This is a genomic window from Marinobacter sp. DSM 26671, from assembly GCF_900112835.1.
In the GTDB taxonomy this organism is placed as follows: domain Bacteria; phylum Pseudomonadota; class Gammaproteobacteria; order Pseudomonadales; family Oleiphilaceae; genus Marinobacter; species Marinobacter flavimaris.
Genome location: NZ_FONF01000004.1, coordinates 57,348 through 78,338, shown reverse-complemented (window position 1 = coordinate 78,338; position 20,991 = coordinate 57,348). Strand labels below are relative to the sequence as shown.

Here is a 20,991-nt window from a genome sequence, read left to right as displayed (position 1 = left end):
GTGGGTCGGATCAGACCGAAGCGGCGCCGCTCACAATCTCCGATATCTCTTGGGTAATGGCTGCCTGACGCGCCTTGTTATAAGCCAGCTGAAGCTCGTCGATAATGCTACCGGCGTTATCAGTTGCGCTCTTCATGGCGATCATCCGGGCTGCCTGTTCACATGCCAGATTTTCTACCACACCCTGGTACACCTGGGATTCAATAAAACGTGGCAGAAGGCCATCGAGGATCTGCCTGGCATCGGGCTCGTAGAGATAATCCCACTGGTTCTTGATCTCTTCTTCGTCTTCGCTCTCAGGCAGGGGCAGAAGCTGCTCGACCTTCGGGCTTTGGGTCATGGTGTTGACGAACTCGTTGCTGACCACATAAAGACGGTCGATCTTGCCTTCCGAGAACGCATCCAGCATAACCTTGACGTTGCCGATGAGTTTTTCAGAGCTCGGGCTGTCCCCCAGATGGGTCAGCGCCGCGACGACATTGCCGCCGTAGCTCCGGAAAAAGGAAGCCCCTTTCTGCCCGATGGCGCACAGATCGGTTTCCACTCCTTTTTCTTTCCACGCTTTCATTTCACGGACAAGCGCTTTGAACAGGTTGATGTTCAGACCACCACAGAGGCCACGATCAGTTGACACCACGATATAGCCCACGCGCTTTACCTCGCGCTCGACCATGAACGGGTGCTTGTACTGAGCATTCGCCTTGGCAATGTGCCCGATCACCTGACGCATCTTGTCGGCATACGGGCGAGTTGCCTGCATGCGTTCCTGAGCCTTACGCATTTTACTCGCAGCCACCATTTCCATGGCGCTGGTGATTTTCTGCGTGCTCTTGATGCTTGAAATCTGGTTACGTATTTCTTTGCCGACGGCCATAACTCACTGCCTTCTCAAGTTAGACACTCGTTGCTACGAAAAGCGGCCCGCGACAATTGCCGCAGGCCCGTTTTCTTACCAGCTCTGAGTGGTCTTGAATTTCTCAAGTGCAGCTTTGAGGCCGGCAGCGATTTCGTCGTTGTAATCGCCTTTCTCGTTGATCTTGTCGAGGAGGTCTTTCTGCTCGGAGCGCATCCAGTCGAGCATCTGCGCTTCAAACTTCACTACCTTGTCGACATCAACGTCGTCCAGGAAGCCTTCGTTGGCTGCGAACAGAACCGTACCCATTTCAGCCACAGACATCGGGCTGTACTGGTTCTGCTTCATGAGTTCCGTTACACGCTGACCGTGCTCAAGCTGCTGACGGGTTGCTTCGTCGAGGTCGGAAGCAAACTGTGCGAAAGCGGCCAGTTCACGATACTGGGCCAGAGCCAGACGGATGTTACCGCCGAGCTTCTTCATGATCTTGGTCTGGGCCGAACCACCTACCCGGGATACGGAGATACCGGCGTTCATCGCCGGACGGATACCGGAGTTAAACAGGTTGGTTTCCAGGAAGATCTGACCGTCGGTAATGGAGATTACGTTGGTCGGTACGAACGCGGATACGTCACCAGCCTGGGTTTCAATGATCGGCAGAGCGGTCAGGGAACCGGTCTGGCCTTTCACTTCACCGTTGGTCAGCTGCTCAACGTAATCAGCGTTAACACGGGACGCACGCTCCAGCAGACGGGAGTGCAGGTAGAATACGTCACCCGGGTATGCTTCACGGCCTGGCGGACGACGCAGCAGCAGGGAGATCTGGCGGTAAGCCACAGCCTGCTTGGACAGATCATCATAGATGATCAGGGCGTCTTCACCACGGTCACGGAAGTATTCACCCATGGAGGTACCGGAGTACGGAGCCAGGAACTGCATCGCTGCAGGATCGGCGGCACCGGCGGCAACCACGATGGTGTGATCCATGGCACCGTGCTCTTCCAGCTTGCGCACAACGGCGGCAATGGAAGACTGCTTCTGACCGACGGCAACGTAGATACACTTGATGCCGGTGTCTTTCTGGTTAATGATCGCGTCGATGGCGACAGCGGTCTTACCGATCTGACGGTCACCGATGATCAGCTCACGCTGGCCGCGACCGATCGGCACCATGGTGTCGATTGCCTTCAGACCAGTCTGAACCGGCTCATCAACGGACTGACGAGCGATAACACCCGGTGCAACCTTTTCGACCGGAGAGGTCAGGTCGGTACCGAGGTCGCCCTTGCCGTCGATGGGGTTACCCAGAGCGTCGACCACACGGCCCATCAGTTCCGGACCAACCGGTACTTCCAGGATGCGGCCGGTGCAACGAACTTTCTGGCCTTCAGCCAGATCTTCGTAGTCACCCAGCACAACCGCACCAACGGAATCACGCTCCAGGTTCAGAGCCATGCCGAACGTGCCGTTGGCAAATTCAATCATCTCGCCGTACATAACGTCGGCCAGACCGTGGATCAGCACGATACCGTCGGATACCGACAGGATCGTACCTTCGTTCTTTGCTTCGGAAGAGATGTCGAGTTTCTCGATTCTCTTCTTGATGATGTCACTGATCTCGGATGGATTCAGTTGCTGCATGCCAATATCCTCAAACCTTGTGCTGAAATCAGGAGCCCAGAGCGTCGGCCAGCTTGGTCAGCTTTCCGCGTACAGATGCGTCAATGACCAGATCGCCGGTGCGAATAATCACGCCGCCAATCAGAGACTTGTCCAATGACGCTGCGAGTGACACTTGCCGCTCGAGTTTCTTCGAAAGTGCCTGGGCGAGCTTCTGTTGCTGTTCGTCCGTCAGCTCGAAAGCCGCGGTAACTTCGATATCAACAGTGCGCTCCAGATCAGCCCGGTACGTGTTGAAGAGCGCTGCAATCTCAGGAAGAAGAGTCAGCCGGCGGTTTTCAGCCAGTACAGCGAAAAAGTTGCGGACCTGATCGGTGACGCCATCTTCAGCGACCTCCAGAATCAGTTCAGCCTTCTTCTGCTCTTCCAGACCCGGATTCGCGAGAAGCTGTCGAATGTCTTTGTTCGCGGTGACCTGCCCGGCGATCGTCAGCACCTTGGACCACTCAGCCAGCTGTTCATGCTCCTGAGCGGCACTAAATGCTGCCTTTGCGTAGGGACGGGCCAGCGTTCTCAGTTCTGCCATGATGAACCTCGTCGTTTAAAGTTCTGCCGCCAGTTTTTCCAACATCTCGTTGTGCTTGGAGGCATCGACAGAGGTTTCCAGGATCTTCTCGGCACCGGCAACGGCAATGCTGGCAATTTCTGCACGCAAAGCGTCACGAGCCTGATTCCGCTCCTGTTCAATTTCGGCCTTGGCCTGCTCAATCAGCTTCTGGCCTTCCTTGCGGGCGTCATCCTTGGATGCTTCCACAATCTGGGCCGCGCGCTTGTTGGCCTGTTCAATCAGACCAGCAGCTTGCTGCTTGGCTTCACGCAGTTCCTGAGCTGACTTTTCCTGAGCCAGTTCCAGATCGCGCGCAGCGCGGTCTGAGGCAGCCAGTCCGTCAGCGATCTTCTTTTGACGCTCCTGCAGTGCGGCCATGATTGGCGGCCACACGTACTTCATGCAGAAGACGACAAAGATAAAGAACGCGATGGCTTGACCAATCATCGTCAAATTAATGTTCACGTCTTCACCTCTCGCCTGTTTTGTTAAGAATCATCTGACCGGGGCAAAACCCCGGCTCTGGCGACTCGATTAACCGGCGATCTGGCCGACAAACGGGTTGGCGAAAGTGAAGAACAGTGCGATACCAACACCGATCATGGTTACGGCGTCCAGCAGACCTGCAACGATGAACATTTTAACCTGCAGCATCGGGGTCATTTCCGGCTGACGCGCAGCGCCTTCCAGGAACTTGCCACCGAGGATACCAAAGCCAATCGCAGTACCCAGGGCACCCAGGCCAATCAGCAGTGCAACGGCAATAGCGGTCATTCCAACTACAGTTTCCATGATAACTCCCAGTTTTCAGTTAGGTTTTTCAGTTTAAGGGTTTAGGGTTTAGAACTACGGCTTAATGGTGTCCGATCAGTGACTGTCTTCGTGAGCCATGCTCAGGTACACGATCGTCAACATCATAAAGATGAATGCCTGCAGGGTGATAACCAGAATGTGGAAAATCGCCCAGGGTACAGACAGTGCCCACTGTGCCCAGAACGGCAGCAGTGCAATCAGGATAAAGATCAGCTCGCCTGCGTACAGGTTACCGAACAGACGCAGCGCCAGTGAGATCGGCTTGGCGATCAGGCTCACGCCTTCCAGCAGGAAGTTGATCGGGACAAGCAAAATCTTCAGGAACAGGTTGTCTGAAGAGAAGGGGTGCAGGGTCAGCTCACCAACGAAGCCACCCACGCCCTTCACTTTCAGGCTGTAATAGATGATCAGAGCGAATACGGACAGGGACATACCCAGAGTTACGTTTACATCCGTAGTCGGAACGACCTTCATGTATTCCAGACCCATCAGGTGGAACAGCTGGGGCAGGAAGTCTACCGGCACCAGGTCCATCAGGTTCATCAGGAATACCCAGCAGAAGATGGTCAGCGATAGCGGCGCAATCACCTTGTTCTTGCCGTGGAAGGTTTCCTTGACGCTCTGATCGACAAACTCAACCATCACTTCAACAAAGTTCTGGAGCCCGCCGGGCTGGTCTGAGGTGGCGCGCTTGGCGGCCAAGCGGAAAATAAACAGGAACAGGGCACCGAGGGCGACTGCCCAGCCCAGTGAATCGATGTGCAGAGCCCAGAAGCCCATGTCGGATGCTTCCCTGCCGGTGTGAGCCAGCGTCCAGGTTGCATCTTGAAGTACGGTACCGTCGGCACGCTCATAGCCTGCCGGAAGTTTACCGTAGGTGAGGTTCTGGAGGTGATGCTGGATATATTCGGATGCACTTCCTGCCATAACGGTTTCCCAGGTCCAGTTAGCTTTGCTGCGTATTGCTGCCCGCCAGAAGCGGTGTCAACCAGTTGGTGACCAGCATGATCGCAAATGTTAAAAAAAGTGCCGCAATATCAAGCGGCTGAATCCATTTGAACACCATCGTGAAGAGGATGGCGCACAGGATGAGCTTGCCGGCCTCACCCTGATAAAAAGACGTCATGATCTTCTTGGCAGACCGCGCGCCGGCGTAGCGGAATGCCTTGAGCGCAAAATAACCATGGGGGATCAGAAAGATAAGTCCACCCAGCAGCGCTGAATAACCGGAAACCTCGCCTCGCAAGAGAAACGCCAGGCTGACGAAGACAAGTACCACACTCTCTATAACAAACCATCGTGCGATGGGTGGACGGCCAATGCCGCCTGAAGCTGCCTTCGTCATGTTCGTTCCGGAAGTACGGTGCTTTTCGGTCGATGTCGTTTAAAAAGTAAGCAAATACACCGACACGAGCGCCGCAGATTATATGTGTTCAATGTGCACGAATCAACAAAACCGGGAACCGGCTGATCCGTCAAAAGCGGCGTAATAACTGGGTTTTGGCAATTTTCGTCACAAATAGACGGCCGTTCAGTTTTTCACCACTACATGTTGTGTACGTAACCAGATACGAACTTTCGTAGGGGGGTCGGACGACCCACAAAACCCCGACGATTTTATTTGATGTGGCCCAGGATGCCGTCGAGTTCGTCGAGGGAACTGTACTCGATCACCAGCTTGCCTTTGCCACGCTGGCCATGATCGATGGACACTCGTGCACCCAATCGCTCCGCCAGGTCATCCTGGAGCGCGCGAATGTTGGGGTCCACCACTCCCTTTTTCCGGGATTTGCTGTCCGGTGTTTCCTGTTGCACCCGTCGTACGAGGGCTTCAGTCTGGCGAACCGACAGGGATTTGGCCACCACCTGTTTGGCCACCTGCATCTGCAGTTCCGGCGCCAGGGTCAGCATTGCCCGGCCATGGCCCATTTCCAGATCGCCATGCTCGAGCATAATACGAACGTCTTCGGACAAACCGATCAGTCGAAGCAGGTTGGTAATAGTCGTACGGGATTTGCCCACGGCTTCGGCCACCTGGGCCTGGGTCAGGCCAAACTCGTCCTGCAGGCGCTGAAGAGCGAAAGCTTCTTCAATGGGATTGAGGTTCTCACGCTGGATGTTCTCGATCAGCGCCATGGCGATGGCGGCTTCATCGGGGACATCCCGGATGATGGCAGGGATGCTGTCCAGGCCGGCCATCTGGGTGGCCCGCCAGCGGCGCTCACCGGCGATCAGCTCGTAACGGCCTTCAGCGATGGGACGAACTACCACCGGCTGCATCACGCCTTGTTGGCGGATGGAATCTGCCAGTTCCTGCAGGGCGGCGGGATCCATGTCGCGCCGGGGCTGGTACCGGCCGCGCTGGATCAGATCAATGGGAACTTCGCGGAGCTCACCGTCGTGGTCTTTCAGCTCCTGGTCAAGATTGACCTTGGAGCCCGCCAGCAGGGCGCCCAGTCCACGTTCACCCAAACCTCGTTTCTTCGCCGCCATGGTGTCAGTCATTCTTCCCGTTGAATATCGTTGTGCTTAAGTGAGTGACAGGGCGGTATGTTACACCGCAACCGGCGCGGATGTCTTTTTTGAACCGTGGCGGCGTACCATTTCGCCGGCCAGGGCCAGGTAGGCGATCGCACCCTTGGAGGCGCGGTCGTATTTCAGGGCCGGAACCCCATAGCTGGGGGCCTCGGCCAGACGGACATTGCGGGGAATCACTGCACGATACACCTTGTCGCCAAAGTACTCGCTCAGCTGGCCGGAAACGTCCAGGGTAAGGCTGTTGCGAGGGTCGTACATGGTACGCAGAATGCCTTCTACCTGCAGATTCGGATTGACCGTTTCCTGAATCTGCTCAACGGTGTTCATCAGCGCCGCTAACCCCTCAAGGGCGTAGTACTCGCACTGCATGGGAATCAGCACAGAGTCTGCCGCCGAGAGGGCATTCACCGTCAACAGGCTGAGCGATGGTGGACAATCGATGAGGATGTAATCGTAATTATCACGAACGGTGTTCAACGCCAGTCTCAGGCGGTGTTCGCGACCAATTTCGTTCATCAGTTCCACTTCGGCCGCCGTCAGGTCACCGTTGGCCGGAAGGATATCGAAGCCGGAAGCCTCGGCGGGAATGATCACCTCGGCGGCACTGGCGCGCTTGGTCAGCATGTCGTAGCCAGACAGTTCCAGGGCGTTTTTATCCACACCACTGCCCATGGTGGCGTTGCCCTGGGGATCCATATCCACCAGCAGCACCCGACGCTTGGTGGCGGCCAGGGAGGCAGCAAGGTTGACGCAGGTGGTGGTTTTGCCCACGCCGCCTTTCTGATTGGTCACTGCAATCACGCGCGCCATGTCCTGCCTCCTTGTTTATGGGTTACCGGTTCAGAAATTGGACTGCCAAACTACCGGGAATTCACGGTCCGGGCGATCACCAGCAGGTGGCGGTCGCCATCGGCGCCCGGTACGTCCAGGGAATGGCTGGATGTTACCTGCCAGCCAGCCGGAAGGGCAGACACTTCATCATCCGGAAACTGACCTTTCATGGCAAGGAACTCACCCTCATTTGCCAACAGATCACCGCACCAGCTCACCAGATTCTCGAGCGCGGTAAAGGCTCGGCTGCTGATCTGGCTGAAGGGTTCCGGAGGATTGCAATCTTCCGCGCGCCCGTGAACAACCTCGACATTTTTCAGGCCGAGCTCCAGCACACACTGGTTGAGAAAGCGGGTCTTCTTGCCGTTGCTGTCGAGCAGGGTAAAGCGTTTTTCGGGCAGGGCAATCGCCAGGGGAATACCGGGCAGGCCGCCGCCGGCGCCCACATCCAGAAGATGGTCCGTCGTTACCCACGGCAGAATGCTCAGGCTGTCGAGCAGTTGCCGGGACACCATCACACGCTCATCACGTACAGCAGTGAGGTTGTAAGCCCGGTTCCACTTGTTAAGCAGGCCCAGAAAAGCCAGCAGCTTTTCCTGCCGATCCTCATCCAGGGACAGGCCCATCGTGGCCAGTCCATCCCGGAGTTGGCCGTGCCAGAGTGACTTGGTCATGGGCGCGGATCAGGCCGACTGTTTGCGCAGCAGGTCGCGCTTTTTCAGGTGCACCAGGATCTGGCTCACCGCCGCCGGGGTCACACCCTGGATACGTGAGGCCTGAGCCACGGTTTCCGGCCGCACGGTCTTGAGCTTCTGCTTGATCTCGTTGGACAGGCCGCCGATGACGTCATAATCCAGATCCACCGGCAGGGCGGTGTTCTCGTTTTTACGGAGCCGCTCAATCTCGTCCGTCTGACGGGAAATATAACCCTCGTACTTGATCTCGATTTCCACCTGATCCGCGACCACCGGATCTTCCGCTTTCTCGGCACCGATCTCGGCAATGTGGCTGTAGACAATCTCGGGCCGGCGCAGCAGCTCTGCCAGGGACTGATCACGGGTCATCGGCTGCTTGAGAAAGCCGTTGGCGCGCTCACCGGCCTCGGTATTCGGATGAATCCGGGTGACCTCGAGGCGGCTACGCTCGGTAGCGATCGCCTCGCGCTTGTCATTGAACTTCTGCCAGCGCTCATCATTAACCAGGCCGAGCTTACGACCGGTTTCGGTCAGACGCAGATCGGCATTGTCCTCGCGCAGGATGAGGCGATACTCGGCGCGGCTGGTAAACATGCGATAGGGCTCGGACGTGCCCATGGTGATCAGGTCATCCACCAGCACACCCAGGTAAGCCTCGTCCCGGCGCGGGTACCACTCGTCTTTTTCCTGCGACCGCAGGGCAGCGTTGATCCCGGCCAGCAGGCCCTGGGCGCCCGCTTCTTCATAGCCGGTGGTGCCGTTGATCTGGCCGGCAAAATACAGGCCCTGGATAAACTTGGTTTCCAGGGTATGGCGCAGGTCCTGCGGATTCAGGTAGTCGTATTCGATGGCGTAACCCGGCCGGGTGATATGGGCATTTTCAAAACCGGGAATCGAACGCACCGCCGCCAACTGGATATCAAACGGCAGGCTGGTGGAAATCCCGTTCGGGTAGAGCTCGTTGGTGGTCAGGCCTTCCGGTTCTACAAAGATCTGGTGTGAATCCTTGTCGGCAAAGCGGTTTACCTTATCCTCAATCGACGGGCAGTAGCGGGGGCCCACACCTTCGATGCTGCCGGCAAACATCGGCGAACGGTCGAAACCGCTGCGGATAATATCGTGGGTCTGTTCGGTAGTCCGGGTCACGTAGCAGCAAACCTGTTCCGGATGCTGGCTACGGCTGCCGATGAAGGACATCACCGGGGTGGGGTCATCCCCCCACTGCTCCTGCATCACCGAGAAATCCACAGACCGGGCGTCGATGCGAGGCGGCGTGCCGGTTTTCAGGCGACCAACGTTGAAAGGAAGTTCCCGCAAGCGCTGTGCCAGGGCATTGGCCGGCGCATCACCGGCACGGCCGCCGGCATGGTGCTGCATACCAATGTGAATAACGCCGCCCAGGAAAGTACCGGTGGTAAGCACCACGGTCCTGGCGTTGAAGCGAATACCGGTCTGGGTCACGACACCGGTCACCTGGTCGTTTTCCACAATCAGATCGTCCGCCGCCTGCTGGAACAGTGTCAGGTTCGGCTGGCTTTCCAGGGTATGGCGGATGGCGGCTTTGTAAAGCACACGGTCAGCCTGGGCACGGGTGGCGCGCACGGCCGGTCCCTTGCGACTGTTAAGGACCCGGAACTGGATGCCAGCCTTGTCCGTGGCCTCGGCCATGGCACCACCAAGCGCATCGATTTCTTTCACCAGATGGCTTTTACCAATACCGCCGATGGCCGGGTTGCAGGACATCTGGCCCAGGGTCTCAATGTTGTGGGTCAGCAGCAGGGTCTGGGAACCCATGCGCGCAGCCGCCAGCGCGGCCTCGGTACCGGCATGGCCACCACCAATGACAATGACATCGAAACGGGTCGGAAAATCCACAGCTCACCTCGGAAATCGGGGGATAAAATCGGGCGGCGAGTATAACGCTTCACCCGGGAAATTGCAGTCAGGATGTGCAAATTTTAACCAGAGACGAACCACGTTGAAAGCGGCAGTGGCCTGGTCAGGGCTCAAAGGGGACTTTTCCGAGCGTTAAATGGATAGTGGAAAACCGAAACCTACGGCTTTTCATGGGTTTGGATCACTCTTCTCAGAAAAGTTTTCAAGAAAGTTATCCACATGCAAGACTACTTATCAATCACCCTAAAAAAACACCTAAGCTATTGTTTTATATTATTTTACAGAAAGTAATCCAGAGGCTTTCCGTAGGTTGTCCAACTAATTATCCACAGAACTGCCGGCTGTTTTTCGTCGAAGCCGCCAGACCACCAGCAACACCAACCCGTTCAGGAGCGAGAGCAGGAGGAAAAACCCCGGAATGCTTACCTCCAATACACCAAGCACCACAATTCCGGCCAGGGCACTCACCACCATGAACAATGCATTAATGACATTCAGCGCAGCAATGATACGGGCACGTTTGGTCCGTGGCGTTTCGTGCTGGATAAAGGCATACAGAGGCACGATGAAAAGACCGCCGCAAATCCCGATACCGACCAGATCCATCAAAACCCTCAGATAGACAGGATCGGTCAACAGGGTCCACCAGGTCGACGCCATGGGATCATCCGGCACCGCAAAATACAGGTCTATTCCGAACAGGCTCAGCCCCAGGGCGCCCCAGGGCACGGGTGACAGGGTAATGCGGTGTTTGGTGAGTCGCTCGCACATCATGGAGCCGATGGAAATGCCGATCGTGAACATGGCCAATAACAGGGTCACCACGGTCTCGTCACCCAGGAGGTTGGTGCGGGCAAAATTGGGAAACTGGGTCAGATAGGCGGCTCCGAGGAACCAGAACCAGGAGATCGTCAGCACCGCCAGCAACACCTGCCGGCGCTCGGCCGCCAGAGCCATCAGTTTCCAGGTTTCGAGCACCGGGCGAAACCGGACATTGACACCGGAACCATCGGAATCCGTCGCCGGAACCTGTCGCGCCGCCAGATAGCCAAGGACCGCCATGGCGACGACCGCAATCGCCGTTAACCGGGCCGCAGTCTCAAACCCCATCAACAAACCCGCAGCTATGGTGCCGAGAAGAATGGCCACAAACGTGCCCATACCAACCAGGCCATTGCCGCCCACCAGCTCATCGTCCGCCAACACCTGGGGCAGGATCGCGTATTTCACCGGACCGAAGAACGTGGACTGGGTACCCATCAGGAACAACAGAACCAGCAACAACTCGTACCAGCCGAACCACAGTCCGAGTGCGGCAACGGCCATGATGACAATTTCCGCCAACTTCACATTCCGGATAATCCGGGATTTTTCGTAGCGATCCGCCATCTCGCCGGCAATACCGGAAAACAGGAAAAACGGCAATATGAAGAGGAAAGCAGCCAGGTTAACCACCACATTCACCGACAACCCCATCAAACCGCCGGCACTGAAGGTGATCAGCAGCAGCAGCGCGTTCTTGAACAGATTGTCGTTGAAGGCGCCAGAGAACTGGGTCAGATAAAACGGCAGGAACCGGCGTTGGCCAAGCAAACGGAACTGACTTTTCGATGGCATCAAGAAACCCTGTTTTGGTGCGTTGCCGGCGTTGCGACCGAAAATTTGCCCGAATCCGGTGCAATAGCGCAAAAAGCGGCAATCATGTTCATTTATTTGACGGGGTTAAGCATTTTCAAACGCTTGATTTTTGGCCGTCTGGTACGAAATTCGCTTGGTCTCCTTGTTCAGACACTTTTTCATCGGGCCAGGATGGCTGGATTATTGGCACTATAAAGGTTCCTGACCATGAGCAGCGTAGTCCGACTTCCACGGCGCATCTATCGCGGAGCCGAAATATCCAAGACTCCAAAGATCATCGACGACTATGATTTCAGTTCTGTTTACCAGCCTATCCTGAGCCCAACCCATCGAAAACTGGTTGGCTACGAGGCATTGGTCCGGGTCAGAAAGAACAATGAGAGCATCTCTCCGTTTACGCTTTTCGAACAGGCCGAAAAAAACAACCAGACACCGGAGCTGGATCGGCACCTGTTGCAGCTCCATCTGGACAACTTTGCGGCCAGCTCCCAGGCCGTCTGGCTGTTCCTGAATATCAATCCCGGTACCTGCATCCATCCGGAAGCCTCCCTGGAAAAGCTTGCTCTGCAATGCCAGCGTAGCGGAATCGATCCCGAGAAAGTGGTTCTGGAACTGGTCGAAACCGCGTCCGACAACCCGACCGCACTTCTGGAATTCATCCTCAAGGCCAAAGCACACGGCTTTCAGATCGCTATCGACGATTTCGGTATGGGCGATTCCAATTTTGAGCGCCTGTGGCGCATCAATCCGCTCATTGTGAAACTCGACCGGAGCCTATTGGTAAACGCCGAGAACAACAGTCGCGCCCGAATGCTGCTGGAGAGTCTGGTAAAGATGATCCGCGAAAGCGGCAGCCTCGTGCTTTTGGAAGGGATCGAGAACCACACCCAGGCTCACATTGCCCTGCAAACGGAGGCCGATCTTCTGCAGGGCTTCCTGTTCGCAAGGCCGTCCAACCTGAAACAACACGAGCCAGAGCTGACCGAACAGGCGCTAAAACGCATCATTGCCGATTCCAGCGAGTCATCAGCCCAGGACATACGCGATCAGGAGAGTTATTTCCGCCTTCTGCGTTTCGAAATTCTCGAAGCCTGCCATTCCCTGAGCCGGGAGTTGCCGTTCAGCACCGCCTGCAACAAGCTGTTGGAAGTGGATGGCGTGAAACGCTGCTTCCTGCTCAATCCAAAGGGCATCCAGCAAGGCAACCTTGCCCGCGCCAATCCGGACATTCATCGCGGAAAGTTCAATCCGCTGTATCATTCCGCCGGTGCTCAATGGACCCACCGGGAGTACTTCCGGAATGCCCTGGAACGGCCCCAGCACATCAGCAGCTGTCGGCCCTATGTCGGTCTGCCGGACGCAAAACGTACCGTCACCCTGTCAACAATGCTGCCGGGGCAACAGGTCTTCTGCGTCGACATACACCCGGATGAGATGTTTGGCGGCCAGCTGGAGTTCCCGGCCACCCTGTAATCATCCGGTGAGTCAGAAATCGTCGGCGCGTTTCTGTGGCGCGGCGGCCAATCCCGTGCCACCCGCCTGTCCGGACGCCTGACGTTCCAGTTCTTTTTCCACCGCATTGGAAGACTTGGCAAACCGGGCCAACAGGTTGTAGAGCACCGGAATGATGAACAGGGTCAGCGTGGTGGCGAAGATCAGCCCGCCCAGAATGACCATACCAATCGCAGCCCGACTCTCGGCTCCCGCACCTGTGGCAATGACCAGTGGCACGGCACCGAAAATCGTCGATATGGTAGTCATCAATACCGGACGGAAACGCAGACAGGCGCCTTCGAGAATCGCCTCCCGCACCTCGTAACCCTTGTCCCGGAGCTGGTTGGCGAACTCCACGATCAGTATCCCGTTCTTGGCCATCAATCCCAGCAACATGATGATGCCGATCTGGCTATAGATGTTCAGACTGATACCCGTCCACCAGAGCGCCAGGAGAGCCCCGGTTACCGCCAGCGGCACCGACAGCATGATAATCAACGGATGTATCCAGCTTTCAAACTGGGCTGCCAACACCAGGAACACGATGACGAAAGCCAGCGCAAAGGTAACGTAGATTGCCGCCGAGGATTCCTGGAATTCCCGGCTCAGGCCCTTGTAACTAATGCGGGCTTCCGGCGGCAGGTTATCCAAAGCCAGATTGTTCAGGTAGGTCAATGCCGAACCCAGGTCGTAACCATCCGCCATAGACGCACTGATCACCACAGCGGGCAGGCGGTCGATGCGGCGGAGGTCCGGGTTGGCGCCGATCTCCTGCACGGAAACCAGTGCCTGCAATGGGATCAGGTTACCGCCCTCCCGGGGCCGCAGGAAAATCTGGCCGAGGTCTTCGGGCGTTGCCCGGTTGGCATCTTCCGCCTGAATGATTACATCGTATTCGCGGCCTCGATCGATGTAAGTCGTTACCTGCCGGGAAGCCAGCATGGTCTGCAAGGTGAGGCCCACGTCTTCTACCGTGATATCCAGATCCGCGGCCCGTTCCCGGTCGATGTTCACCCGAAGTTCCGGCCGGGTCAGCTCGAAATCAGTATCCAGGTTCTGGAGATTCGGGTTTTCCTTGGCGCGCTCCACGATCTCCTGGCTCCAGGCCTGAACCGACTCATAGTCCGGACCAGCCACCACGAACTCGATCGCCTGGCTGAAACCCCTTTGGCCCAGACCCGCCGGATTGACGGCCACGGTCCGGATGCCGGACACATCAGCCAACTTCCTGCGGATTTCGCTGGTCACCTCCTGCTGCTTGATATCCCGCTCTTCCCAGGGTACCAGGCCCATGATCATGAACGCGTTGTCCTCTTCATTGCGGAATCCGACGATAGCAAGCAAACGGTTGGCTATCCCCTCGTCCAGATACGGGAGCAGTGTTTCTTCCACCTGCCGAACGTAGTGGTCGGTGTATTCCACCGTTGAGCCACGGGGCGCGCTGGTGGGCATGATGATCACGGCACGGTCTTCGGTAGGCGCCAGCTCCTGAGGCAATTTCGGATACACCACGGCGGCAATGACCAGCCCGACAAGTCCAAGGCCCAGCAACAAGCCCGGCTGCCTCAGGGAAAACTCCAACAGCCTGCGGTAACCATTGGTCAGGCCATTCAGGGCCTTTTCACTGGCGGCCCAGAGACGATGACCTTCTGCCGATTCGGGGCTGTGCCTGAGCCACTTGGAACACAGCATCGGCGCCAGGGTCAGGGCCACGAGGCTCGAAAACACCACTGCCGCCGCCAGGGTAAAGCCGAATTCGGCAAACAATCGGCCAATGTTGCCGCCCATGAAGGAGATGGGAACGAACACCGCCACCAGGGTCAGAGTGGTCGCAATCACGGCGAAGGCAACCTGCTTCGCGCCCCGGTAGGCGGCAAGCAACGGGGGCTCACCCTCGTCAATCCGGCGCTGGATGTTTTCCAGCATTACGATGGCATCGTCCACCACCAGGCCGATGGCAAGAATCACCGCCAGCAGGGTCAGTACGTTGATGGAAAAACCCAGGAAGCCCAGACCGATAAAGGCACCAATCACCGCAACCGGAATGGTCACCGCGGGAATGAGGGTCGCCCGCCAGGAGCGCAGGAACAGGAAGATAACCAGGATAACCAGAGACACTGCGATGGCGAGCGTGGTGACCACTTCCTTGATGGAAGCCCGAATGAAAATGGATTCGTCGTAGCTTTCCGCGATGGTGACTTCCGGTGGCAGTGTCTCCCGGATCTTCTCCAGCTCGGCGCGGACGGCATCGGAAACCGCAACGGTGTTGGCCTTGGACTGGCGGATAATCCCCATGCCGATGGCGGTCTGGCCATTGGCGCGCAGGCGGCTCACATCCGACTCCACACCCATCTGGACATTGGCCACCTCGCCCAGGCGCAACAGATCATTACCATCCCGGCGAACCACAAGCTCCCGGAACTGTTCCACGTTCGACAGCCGGCCCTCGGCCCGCACGGTGAAATTCCGGGTGGACGAATCCACCGATCCTGCCGGAAGCTCCACGTTGTTGGCACGCAGGGCCCGTTCCACTTCCGCCACGGTGATATCCCGAGCCGCAAGACGTTCGCGGTCCAGCCAGACCCGGATGGCATAGCGCCGTTCGCCACCGATACGCACGTCGGCAACACCATCGAGTACCGACAACCTGTCCGCCAGGACCCGGTCGGCAAAGTCACTCAATTCGGCACTGTCCCAGACATCACTGCGCAGGGTCACCCACATCATCGGGCGTGCATCGGAATCCGCCTTGCGCACCACCGGTGGATCGGCTTCATCTGGCAGCTGGTTGGCCACCCGGGACACCGCATCACGGACATCATTGGCGGCAATATCCACATCCCGGGCGGTGGTAAATTCAATACTGGTTCGGGACTCGCCCTGCTCGGTGGATGATTCGATCGACCGAATACCCTCAATGCCACTGATGGCACCTTCGATCACCTGGGTAATCTGGGTATCCACCACCTCGGCCGCGGCGCCGGTGTAGTCGGTAGAGATGGAAACAACGGGTGGGTCAATATCCGGGTACTCGCGCACCGGCAGGCCCATCAGGGCTGCCAGACCGAACACAACGATCAGAAGACTGAGGACCGTAGCGAACACCGGCCGCTTGATGGAGACGTCAGAGAGGACCACCGGTTACGACTCCCTGGCCGTAATAAAACGGTTCTCGGGAATGGCTTTGTCGTCTTCCAATACCCGAACCCGGTCCCCACTGCTGAGTCGGTCCTGACCGGTCACGATCACCGGGTCTTCCTGGCTCAGACCGTTCGAAACTTCCACAAAACCGGGCATGCGCGAGCCCAGGCTCACCGAAACCCGCCGGGCCACACCGTCTTCAGCCACAAACACATATTGTTCATCACCCCGGATCATCACCGCCTGCTCGGGGATTACCAGCGCCTGCCGTTGCCGGAGTGTTAGCGTCGCAGACATGAACTGTCCCGGCCGGAGCAGACCATCCGGGTTATCGATCAGTGCCCGGACAGGCAGCGAACGGCTCAACTCACTGACCCTGGAACCCAACTCCACCAGCTGGCCGGAAAAGGTCTGGTCCGGATAGGCCGGCGATGCGCCCCTTACCTCTTGCCCGAGACTCACCTGCCCCAGGAAACGCTCCGGGATCGAAAAGCCCAGTTCCATACGGTCGGTGTTATCCAGGGTAGTCACCGAGGTTCCGGTAGTGATATGGGCGCCGACGCTGATGTCACTCAGCCCGACCACACCGGCAAACGGCGCCTCGATCCGGTGGTTTTCCAGACGAACTTGAGCTGACTGGCGCTGAGCCTCGGCGACATCGACTGACGTTCTCAGTTGATCCACCTGGGACTGGGAAATACTGTTGTTCGAACGCAACCGCTGTGCCCTTTCAAGCTGTCGGCGGGCATCCGCCAGTTGCGCCTCGATCACCTGCAGGTCTGCCCGGGCCTGGCGATCATCAAGCCGCAACAGGACGTCGCCCTGCCCCACCCGGCGGCCGGTTTCCAGATTCAATTCCACCACCCGGCCACTGACTTCCGTGGTCAGTTCCACCGCGTTCAGGGCTTTGAGACTGCCAACGGCGTTGACCACATCCCGTACTGCCTCCATCTGCGGAAGCATGGTGTTAACGGCGCTGGCGGGACGTTCGCGGCCGCTCTGGGCGGCGGTCCCATCATCGAAGTTCTGATACACAAAGGCGCCGCCGATAGCGACAGCCACCAGTACCAACGCAATCAACCACTGTTTCCACATAGGATTTCCAGGTATTTCGGGGTCAGGTTAGTCGTCTGTTACTTTTTCTGGATGACCAGAACCACCTCGCCCACGTCGATTCCCCACTTGCTCATGGTGGTCTGATTGATCAACGTGTCGGGCGTAATCAGGTACATCCAGTCATCCATGCGTACGTCCAGGGTACCGTCGCCATAGGCCACCTGGAGCACATAATTCATGTGAATTGCATTGCCACTCCAACGCATGGTTCCGGGTTCAACCACGTCACCGGCGTCAGCATGGTAGCCGTCTTCCGCGGGAGTCAGGGTCCAGACGCGGGTCTGCACTTCGCCGTCATCGAAACGGAACACCTCATCCAGAGTGCCTACGCCCTCGTCATCCCACGACGCGCTAATATCCGCATCAAAGGTGCGAATCACCTCACCGGAAAAATTCTTGACCACCCCCCGGGCGGAAAGTTCGCCGGTAAAGAACTCTTCAGGGACCAGTTCTGGCGTGCGGTCGGCGTAGTCCTCGAGCGAGGGACTGGCACAGCCACTGAGCAGCAGTGTCGAAAACAATACCCAGAGTATAGGTGTCGAGAGGCGTTTCGATATCTCGGTAAACAGGCTTTGCATGACTTTTACACTCTCTGAACAGGAATATGTGGGGGTCCTCGGCGCAAGGAAATACGCCGAAAGCCTCTTTAACGATCATTACCCGGAATCCACGATCTCTGCTACGTCATCTCGGCCAATTGTCCATTCTGACAGTCTGCCCGGTGCTTTTCGTCAATGGCAGTGCCCGGGTATTGGCGTAAAACACAAGGCAACGAACGGTGGTTGCCCACCCAAGATTGTTGAGAAAGACACAGAGGATTCCGCTATGCCGGTTTACAAAGCACCCTTGCGCGACATGAAATTCCTGCTGAACGAGGTGTTCGATTACCCGGGTCATTACGCCACCCTGACCAGCGGTGAAAACGCCACGCCCGATATCGTGGACGCGATACTCGGCGAATGCGGAAAGTTTTGTGAAGAGGTGCTGAGCCCACTTTACCTCTCTGGCGACGAAGAAGGTTGCAAACTGGACAACGGTGAAGTCACCACACCCGCCGGTTACCGGGACGCCTACCAGCATTACGCCATGGGGGGCTGGCAGGGACTCTCAGCGCCCGAGGAATACGGCGGCCAGGGCCTTCCCGCGTCCATGGGACTGCTGAAACAGGAAATGATGGGTACTGCCAACTGGCCTTTCTCCATGTATCCGGGGCTGTCCCTGGGGGCCATGAACACAATTTTCCTTCATGGTACGGAAGACCAGAAACAGACCTACCTTGCGCCACTGACCGACGGCCGCTGGGCCGGCACCATGTGCCTGACCGAGCCCCAGTGTGGCACCGATCTGGGCCAGGTAAAGACCAAAGCCGAACCACAGGCCGACGGCAGCTACCGGCTTACCGGAACCAAGATCTTCATCTCCTCTGGCGACCACGACCTGACCGAGAACATTATCCATATTGTGCTGGCCCGTCTGCCCGACGCCCCCAAGGGCACCCGGGGCATCAGCCTTTTTATCGTACCCAAGTTCCTGCCCGACGGTAACGGCGATGTCGGTGAGCGCAACGGTGTCGTCTGCGGCAGCCTGGAAAAGAAAATGGGCATCAAGGCCTCGGCCACCTGTGTAATGAATTTCGATGGCGCCACCGGTTTTCTCATTGGCCCCGAGAATGAAGGGCTCAATTGCATGTTCACTTTCATGAACACCGCCCGCATCGGCACCGCCATTCAGGGCGTCGGTCCGGCGGAGCTGTCCTATCAGTGGGCGTTGGCCTATGCAAAAGATCGGCGCTCCATGCGGGCACTCTCAGGCAAGAAAGAGCCGGAGCAGGTCGCCGACAGCCTGATCCATCATGCTGATGTACGCCGGATGTTACTGACCCAGAAGGCCATCGCCGAAGGCGGTCGGGCCATGCTGTATTATGCGGCCCGCCTGGCCGATCACATGGTCGAGGGATTCACCGAGGGTGACGATAAAAAGGCGGAAAAGTACGATGACAAACTCGGCTTCCTGACGCCAATTCTGAAGGGCTTTCTCACTGAACTCGGCTGCGAAGCGGCTAACCTGGGGGTCCAGGTTTTTGGCGGCCACGGTTACATCCGCGAACACGGCATGGAGCAGATTGTCAGGGATACCCGCATCGCCACCCTGTACGAGGGCACTACCGGTATCCAGGCGCTGGACCTGCTGGGACGAAAAGTATTGCTGATGACCCAGGGCGGCGCGGTGCGCGAGTTCACCCTGAACATTGCCAATTTTGCCCGTAAGCATCTCACCGATAAACGGCTACGGCCCTGGGCTCTGGAACTGCTCAAGCTGACCGGGCAATGGAACCTGCTGACCGTCCGTATCATGCTCGCGGCGCGCAAGGATCGCGATGTGGTGAGTTCCGCATCCTACGATTTCCTGATGTATAGCGGCTACGTCACCATGGCCTATATCTGGCTGCGTCAGGCTGCGGTGGCTGTGGATAAACTCGATAACGGTGGTGAGGAATCCACCGGCTTTTACCAGGCCAAGCTCGCCACCACCGAGTTCTATTTTGAACGTTTGCTGCCCCGGGCCCAGAGCCACGCCACCAGCATGCTCAGCCCCAGCAAAAACCTGATGCAGCTCGACGCCGAAGATCTGGCCTTCACCGGGTAGGGTATCCGGTACACCTGATCCCCGGGCCTCGGCCCGGGTTTTTTTGCCCTTGAAATACGTCCGCCTGAACCCATTTTACAGGTGCATTTCCGAATTGGAGTTATTAACTCACTGAATTAAATGAAAATGTTCTGATGTCTCGAATAAAAGTAAGGAGGTTCGAATATGGAGACTCGTACTGACGACTTTTATCCCACCCGCCTGGAACGCCCCACCAAAAGCTTTGAACGTCAGGATCCCGTGGTTCACAGCAGCGGCTCGGACCGTTCCGACGGACCACTAAGTGAGACTGAGCTGGCACAGTATGAGCGCGACGGTTTTCTGGTCTTCGACAGTTTTCTCGACCAGGCCACGGTGCGCCAGTTCCGGGAGGATTTGCGGGGCTATGAGGACGATGAAAGTATTCTGCGCTCGGAAGGCACCATTACTGAACCCGGCAAGCAGGAAATCCGCTCGATTTTTGGCATTCACGAACTGTCGGACCGATTCGACCGGCTGACCCGGGATCCCAGGATTCTGGCCATGGTACGTCAGCTTCTGGGCAGTGAAGCCTACATCCACCAGTCCCGGATCAACTTCAAACCCGGTTTCCACGGCAAGGGTTTTGACTGGCACTCGGATTTTGAAACCTGGCACGCCGAGGACGGCATGCCACGGATGCGGGCAGTCAGCTTCTCCATCGCCCTCACCGACAACACGCCTTTCAACGGCCCCCTGATGCTTATTCCCGGTTCCCACAAGACCTTTGTGCCCTGCGTTGGCCGCACACCGGAGGACAACTACCAGTCGTCGCTGAAAAAACAGGAACTTGGTGTTCCCAACAATCGGGACCTGGCAGCCATGGCGGATGACTACGGTATCAAAGCGCCAACCGGCCCTGCCGGCTCGCTGATCATCTTCGAGTGCAACACGCTCCACGCCTCCAATGCCAATATGTCGCCCTGGCCGCGCAGCAACCTGTTTTTCGTCTATAACAGTGTGGAAAACCAGCTCCAGGCCCCATTCTGCGGCAACAAACCGCGCCCGGATTTCCTGGGCAACCGCAACAGCACTGAGGCATTGGTGCCAGTCACCTCCGAGGAACGCCGGAAGACCGGTTAGCG

At 57.4% G+C, this 20,991-nt stretch carries 18 protein-coding genes; 3 read left to right on the top strand and 15 right to left on the bottom strand.

Annotated features, from left to right (window positions below; translation table 11 throughout):
• Positions 1-10: 10 nt before the first annotated feature.
• The 12 genes from atpG to BM035_RS05785 form a co-directional block, all read right to left on the bottom strand.
• A complete protein-coding gene (atpG, locus tag BM035_RS05840) occupies positions 11-874 on the bottom strand; it encodes a F0F1 ATP synthase subunit gamma (RefSeq protein WP_008172593.1) in 864 nt (287 codons plus the stop codon).
• Positions 875-949: 75 nt separating this feature from the next.
• Positions 950-2,494, bottom strand: coding sequence for a F0F1 ATP synthase subunit alpha (gene atpA / locus BM035_RS05835; protein WP_008172590.1), 1,545 nt, complete (start codon positions 2,492-2,494; stop codon positions 950-952).
• A gap of 28 nt (positions 2,495-2,522) precedes the next feature.
• A complete protein-coding gene (locus BM035_RS05830; protein ID WP_008172588.1) occupies positions 2,523-3,059 on the bottom strand; it encodes a F0F1 ATP synthase subunit delta in 537 nt (178 codons plus the stop codon).
• A 15-nt stretch (positions 3,060-3,074) separates the two neighbouring features.
• Entirely contained in the window at positions 3,075-3,545 is a 471-nt protein-coding gene (locus tag BM035_RS05825) for a F0F1 ATP synthase subunit B (protein ID WP_008172587.1), read from the bottom strand.
• Positions 3,546-3,614: 69 nt separating this feature from the next.
• Positions 3,615-3,872, bottom strand: a complete 258-nt coding sequence (gene atpE / locus BM035_RS05820) for a F0F1 ATP synthase subunit C (RefSeq protein WP_012138088.1) — start codon at positions 3,870-3,872, stop codon at positions 3,615-3,617.
• Positions 3,873-3,947: 75 nt separating this feature from the next.
• Positions 3,948-4,820 (bottom strand): F0F1 ATP synthase subunit A, encoded by an 873-nt coding sequence (gene atpB, locus BM035_RS05815; protein WP_008172580.1) that lies wholly within the window; start codon positions 4,818-4,820, stop codon positions 3,948-3,950.
• Positions 4,821-4,839: 19 nt separating this feature from the next.
• Entirely contained in the window at positions 4,840-5,238 is a 399-nt protein-coding gene (locus BM035_RS05810; RefSeq protein WP_008172578.1) for a F0F1 ATP synthase subunit I, read from the bottom strand.
• Between the two features lie 272 nt (positions 5,239-5,510).
• Complete coding sequence (locus BM035_RS05805) at positions 5,511-6,386, bottom strand: ParB/RepB/Spo0J family partition protein (protein ID WP_039881967.1); 876 nt, start codon at positions 6,384-6,386, stop codon at positions 5,511-5,513.
• A 60-nt stretch (positions 6,387-6,446) separates the two neighbouring features.
• Positions 6,447-7,241 carry a ParA family protein gene (locus BM035_RS05800; RefSeq protein WP_008172572.1) on the bottom strand — a complete coding sequence of 265 codons (795 nt, stop codon included), beginning with the start codon at positions 7,239-7,241 and terminating at the stop codon, positions 6,447-6,449.
• Between the two features lie 50 nt (positions 7,242-7,291).
• A complete protein-coding gene (gene rsmG, locus BM035_RS05795; protein WP_008172570.1) occupies positions 7,292-7,936 on the bottom strand; it encodes a 16S rRNA (guanine(527)-N(7))-methyltransferase RsmG in 645 nt (214 codons plus the stop codon).
• A 9-nt stretch (positions 7,937-7,945) separates the two neighbouring features.
• Positions 7,946-9,832: a tRNA uridine-5-carboxymethylaminomethyl(34) synthesis enzyme MnmG gene (gene mnmG / locus BM035_RS05790; RefSeq protein WP_092030658.1), complete on the bottom strand. Its 1,887-nt coding sequence runs from the start codon at positions 9,830-9,832 to the stop codon at positions 7,946-7,948.
• 339 nt (positions 9,833-10,171) lie between these two features.
• Positions 10,172-11,470 carry an MFS transporter gene (locus BM035_RS05785; RefSeq protein ID WP_053113389.1) on the bottom strand — a complete coding sequence of 433 codons (1,299 nt, stop codon included), beginning with the start codon at positions 11,468-11,470 and terminating at the stop codon, positions 10,172-10,174.
• Positions 11,471-11,698: 228 nt separating this feature from the next.
• On the opposite strand from BM035_RS05785, the gene BM035_RS05780 reads away from it, so the two are divergent.
• Positions 11,699-12,964, top strand: a complete 1,266-nt coding sequence (locus BM035_RS05780; protein WP_092030656.1) for an EAL domain-containing protein — start codon at positions 11,699-11,701, stop codon at positions 12,962-12,964.
• Between the two features lie 12 nt (positions 12,965-12,976).
• Here BM035_RS05780 and BM035_RS05775 read toward each other — a convergent pair whose 3' ends face one another.
• The 3 genes from BM035_RS05775 to BM035_RS05765 are packed head-to-tail and all read right to left on the bottom strand — an operon-like array spanning position 12,977 to position 17,820.
• Positions 12,977-16,123, bottom strand: a complete 3,147-nt coding sequence (locus BM035_RS05775) for an efflux RND transporter permease subunit (RefSeq protein ID WP_092030655.1) — start codon at positions 16,121-16,123, stop codon at positions 12,977-12,979.
• A gap of 3 nt (positions 16,124-16,126) precedes the next feature.
• Positions 16,127-17,221, bottom strand: a complete 1,095-nt coding sequence (locus tag BM035_RS05770; protein ID WP_092030653.1) for an efflux RND transporter periplasmic adaptor subunit — start codon at positions 17,219-17,221, stop codon at positions 16,127-16,129.
• A gap of 38 nt (positions 17,222-17,259) precedes the next feature.
• Complete coding sequence (locus BM035_RS05765) at positions 17,260-17,820, bottom strand: DUF3833 domain-containing protein (RefSeq protein ID WP_092030651.1); 561 nt, start codon at positions 17,818-17,820, stop codon at positions 17,260-17,262.
• A gap of 247 nt (positions 17,821-18,067) precedes the next feature.
• On the opposite strand from BM035_RS05765, the gene BM035_RS05760 reads away from it, so the two are divergent.
• The gene (locus tag BM035_RS05760; protein WP_092030650.1) at positions 18,068-19,888 is read left to right on the top strand and encodes an acyl-CoA dehydrogenase C-terminal domain-containing protein; all 1,821 of its coding nucleotides are present in this window, start codon (positions 18,068-18,070) and stop codon (positions 19,886-19,888) included.
• Between the two features lie 165 nt (positions 19,889-20,053).
• Positions 20,054-20,989 carry an ectoine hydroxylase gene (gene thpD, locus BM035_RS05755; RefSeq protein WP_053113394.1) on the top strand — a complete coding sequence of 312 codons (936 nt, stop codon included), beginning with the start codon at positions 20,054-20,056 and terminating at the stop codon, positions 20,987-20,989.
• Positions 20,990-20,991 lie beyond the last annotated feature (2 nt).